Annotated in this window: 3 protein-coding genes; 2 read left to right on the top strand and 1 reads right to left on the bottom strand. The window is 72.0% G+C overall.

The window, feature by feature from the left end; translation table 11 throughout:
• Nucleotides 1-172 precede the first annotated feature (172 nt).
• The gene (gene recQ, locus G6R25_RS21965) at nt 173-2,116 is read right to left on the bottom strand and encodes a DNA helicase RecQ (protein ID WP_163554411.1); all 1,944 of its coding nucleotides are present in this window, start codon (nt 2,114-2,116) and stop codon (nt 173-175) included.
• Nucleotides 2,117-2,356: 240 nt separating this feature from the next.
• On the opposite strand from recQ, the gene G6R25_RS21960 reads away from it, so the two are divergent.
• Both G6R25_RS21960 and G6R25_RS21955 read left to right on the top strand, forming a co-directional pair.
• Nucleotides 2,357-3,601, top strand: coding sequence for a serine/threonine-protein kinase (locus tag G6R25_RS21960; RefSeq protein ID WP_163554410.1), 1,245 nt, complete (start codon nt 2,357-2,359; stop codon nt 3,599-3,601).
• A gap of 4 nt (nt 3,602-3,605) precedes the next feature.
• Complete coding sequence (locus G6R25_RS21955) at nt 3,606-4,034, top strand: hypothetical protein (RefSeq protein WP_163554409.1); 429 nt, start codon at nt 3,606-3,608, stop codon at nt 4,032-4,034.
• Nucleotides 4,035-4,421: the final 387 nt, after the last annotated feature.

Genomic DNA, 4,421 nt, shown 5'->3' with positions numbered 1-4,421 from the left:
CCGGGAATGGCTCACTCCGCGGCACCGCGATTTTGCGCGTACCGCTCCGCGTGCGGCCGCCATGTCCTTCGTGCGTTTTTCGGGATGGCGGGGATGGCGGGGATACTTTCGCGTCCTGCCCGGATTTCCGTTCATCCCGAGCCAAGGAGCAGGCCATGCAATGGTTCTCCGCTTAGTCCGGTTCGGGTGCCTCGGCGGCGTCGGCGAGGACGTCGAGGAGCTGCTGGCCGTATTTGGCGAGCTTGTTTTCGCCGACGCCGCTGATGGTGGCGAGTTCGGTGAGGGTCGTCGGCATCCGGGTGGCGATCTCGCGCAGCGTCGCGTCATGGAAGATCACGTAGGCGGGGACGCTCTGCTCCTTCGCGGTGACGCCGCGCCACGCCCGCAGCTTCTCGAACACCGGCGCCGCCTGCGCCGGCAGCTCCACCGGTGCGGCGCGCCGGCTCCGGCCCCCACCCTGGCCCGCGCCCTGACCCGCGACGTCACCGTCGGAGCGGGCACTCGACCTCGCGACCCGCTCGGGCTCGCGGCGCAGCGCGACCGTGCGCGTTGCGCGCAGCACGTCGGCGCTGGCCTCGGTGAGCGCCAGCGTGCCGTGCTCGCCCTGGACAGCGAGCAGCCCCTGGGCCAGCAGCTGGCGCACGACCCCGCGCCATTCGAGCTCGCGCAGATCCTCGCCCACGCCGAAGACGGTCAGGGTGTCGTGGTGATGCTGGGTGACCTTGGGCGTCGACCGGCCGAGCAGGATGTCGATGATGTGGCCTGCACCGAAGCGCTGATGGCGCTCCCGGTCGAGGCGCAGCACGGTGGAGAGCAGCTTCTGGGCGGCGACTGTGCCGTCCCAGGACTGCGGTGGTTCGAGACAGGTGTCGCAGTTGCCGCAGGCCGCGGTGCCGCGCTGACCGAAGTAGGCGAGCAGGCCGACGCGGCGGCACTCGACCGTCTCGCACAGGGCGAGCATGGCGTCGAGATGGGTGCCGAGCCGGCGGCGGTGCGCCGCGTCGCCGGGGGAGGCGTCGATGAGCCGACGCTGCTGGACGACGTCCTGCAGGCCGTAGGCCAGCCAGGCGGTGGAGCGCAGGCCGTCCCGACCGGCACGCCCGGTCTCCTGGTAGTACCCCTCGACGGATTTCGGCAGGTCGAGATGGGCGACGAAACGGACATCCGGCTTGTCGATGCCCATGCCGAAGGCGATCGTCGCGACCATGACGATGCCGTCCTCGCGCAGGAAACGGGCCTGGTGCTCGGCCCGGACACGGGAGTCGAGCCCCGCATGGTACGGCAGCGCGGGGATCCCCTGGCCGGCCAGGAACTCGGCGATCTTCTCCACCGACGCCCGCGACAGGCAGTAGACGATGCCCGCGTCGCCGGGATGCTTGGTGCGCAGCAGGTGCAGCAGCTGCGCCTTCGGCTCCTTCTTCGGCACGATGCGGTACTGGATGTTCGGCCGGTCGAAGTCCGCGACGTGGTGGTAGGCGTCCGCCAGACCCAGCCGGGTGGTGATCTCACGGTGTGTCTCCGGGGTGGCGGTCGCGGTGAGGGCGACCCGCGGCACGCTCGGCCAGCGTTCGTGCAGCATCGACAGCATCAGGTAGTCGGGCCGGAAGTCGTGCCCCCACTGCGCGACGCAGTGCGCCTCGTCGATCGCGAACAGCGCGATCGAGCCCCGGTCGAGCAGGCGCAGCGTCGCCTCGACGCGCAGCCGCTCCGGCGCGAGGTAAAGCAGGTCGAGCTCGCCGGCGAGGAAGGCTGCCTCGACCGCCCGTCGCTCGTCGAGGTCCTGGGTGGAGTTGAGGAAGCCGGCCCGCGCGCCGAGCGCCCGCAGCGCGTCGACCTGATCCTGCATGAGGGCGATGAGCGGGGACACCACGATCCCCGTGCCCGGGCGGACGAGGGCGGGGATCTGGTAGCACAGCGACTTGCCGCCGCCGGTGGGCATGAGGACCAGCGCGTCGCCGCCGTCGACGACGTGCTCGATGATCTCCCGCTGGCCCGACCGGAACGACTCGTAGCCGAAGACCCGCCGCAGGACCTGCGCCGCGGCACTGCCGACGGCTGCGACGGGAGCGTCCGACGGCTCGGCGGGACGCCCCTCGGGGTCGGGCGGCAAGGTCATTTCGCTACCCTACGGCCATCCGTCCGGGTCGGCGGCCCCGCGGTGCGCGGCTGTGGACAACCGCTGTAGTCCACAGCCCCGCAGCGTTTGTCGAGGTCGGAAAGTCGACGACCACGGGCGGACAGGCGTGGGCTCGCTACGATCGGGACGATTTGTCACCGCGACGCCCAGTACTGGCGGGAGTTTTCGGCCCGTGGAGCTCGGCGTGGGCATGGTCCGGGCCGAGGAGAAGATCGCGTCATGTCGACCGACCCGGAGCAGGCCGCGGTCGCGGCCCTGCGCCTGAGCGACCCAGTCCAGGTCGGGCCGCATCGCCTGCTCGGCCGGCTCGGCGGCGGCGGGATGGGCGTGGTCTACCTCGGCGACGGTCCGCTTGGGCGGGTCGCCATCAAGATCATTCGTTCGGAGCTGGCTGACAACCCGAGCTTCCGGATCCGTTTCCAGCGGGAGCTGCAGGCCTGCTTCCGGGTCAGCGGTCGGCACACCGCCAAGCTCCTCGACTTCGACATCACCGCCGAGCCGCCGTGGCTGGCCATGGAATTCCTCGCCGCCCCCACCCTTGGCCAGCACCTCACCCGCCACGGCGCACTCGGCGAGGCCGACCAGGTGCGGCTCGCGGCCGGGCTCGTCTCGATCCACGCGGCCGGCCTCATCCACCGTGACCTCAAGCCGTCCAACGTCATGTGGACGGTTTCCGGGCCCATCGTCATCGACTTCGGTGTCGCCGCGGTGCGTGACGCGGGCCAGCTCACCGCGACCGGCACCCTGATCGGGACGCCGGCCTGGCTGGCCTCCGAGCAGATCACCGCCGGCGAGGTCGAGGTGGCCTCCGACGTGTTCGCCTGGGGCGCCCTGGTCGGCTACGGCGCCACCGGGCAACCGCCGTACGGGGAGGGCCCGTCCGACGCGGTGACCTACCGGATCGTCCACGAGGAACCCAGGGTGGACTACACGCGGATCGCGCCGCCGCTGCGCGAGCTCGTCCGCCGATCACTGTCCCGCGAGCCCGGCGAGCGACCCATGGCCACGGAGCTGCGCGCCGCCCTCGCGGACGCGGTGGGCCCCGCTGCCACGAGCGTCGGTGCCGCGGGTGTCGGTGCCGCGGTGGGCACGGACACACCGAGGGACGCCGGCGGGCCCGGCGGCTCGCCACCGTCGATTCCGTCGCCCCTGCCGATCCCCGCGGGCGGCATGCCACCCGTCGCGGAGCGCAACTCCACCGCGGCGGTGACCGCCGGCACCCCACCATGGAACCTGTCGCGCGCGGCCGGGGGCGAGGCGTCCGCCGGGGACCTCGTCGGCGGGCCGAGGCGCCGGCGTCGCGGCCGGCTGCTCGGACTGGGCGTCGCGGTGGTCGTGCTTGCGGCCGCGGCCGTCACCGCCGTGCTGCTGACCCGCGGTGACGGCGGTGGCGAGCCGACCACCTTCACCTATACCGCCGCCGGGCCCGTGGCGGCTGCTCCTCGCGGACCGTCAGACCGGTGACGACGTGGGCTGCACGGTGTCGCTGCACGGCGCCGGCAACCCGGTCGGGTTGCCGGCGCTGGACACCACCTGGGGGGACAAGACGTTCCAGCTCCATCAGGCCGGGCGCTACGACCTCGACGTCACCCCGTCCTCGCCCGGCTGCCGGCTCAGCGCGCTGCCCGGCGTCGGCGACGCGACCCTGCCGTTCACCGTGCAGCAGACCGGCGACAGCAGCGCCTTCAGTGCCCCCAGCCACGTCGAGGTCCAGGTCAAGGACTTCAACGGCAGCGAGACCTGCGAACTGGTGCTGCGCGACGTCGCCAGTGGGGAGAACGTCGACTTCGTGACCGCGACGCACAACGCACCGACCGTCACCCTCGACCCCGGTGGCCGCAGCCAGGTCTACCTGGCCGCCAACGACTGCGCTGTGCGGATCGGCGCCGCCGGCTGAGCCCGGGGCACCGGCGACGGTCAACCTCCAGCTCCTCCTGACCGCCGGGTGGCCAGGCAGGCGAGCATATGTGTGGCGGCCCGCCCGAATGCAGGCTCCCTCACTGACCCCGTTGGCTTCGCTGACCCCGTTGGCGCCGCACGGCCACCGCCGCCTGCCTGCCCGACTGACTGGCTGGCTGGTTTCCGGCCAGATCGCGGCCAGATCGTGCCGAGGCTTAGTTACGGTTTTTCGACCGAAAACCGCGACTATGCCTCGGCACGATTTTGTGCACAACTGGTCGCAGCAAATATCAAGGATGTGGCGGCCGCTGGCTCGTCATCAATCGACCCGCGACCCGCGACCCGCGACCCGCGACCCGCGACCCGCGACCCGCGACCCGCGACC

Origin of the sequence: Candidatus Frankia alpina, assembly GCF_902806485.1 — a bacterium.
Taxonomy (GTDB): Bacteria; Actinomycetota; Actinomycetes; order Frankiales; family Frankiaceae; genus Frankia; species Frankia alpina.
The sequence above is the reverse complement of the archived record's forward strand: the minus strand, read 5'-3'. Positions and strand labels throughout refer to the sequence as shown.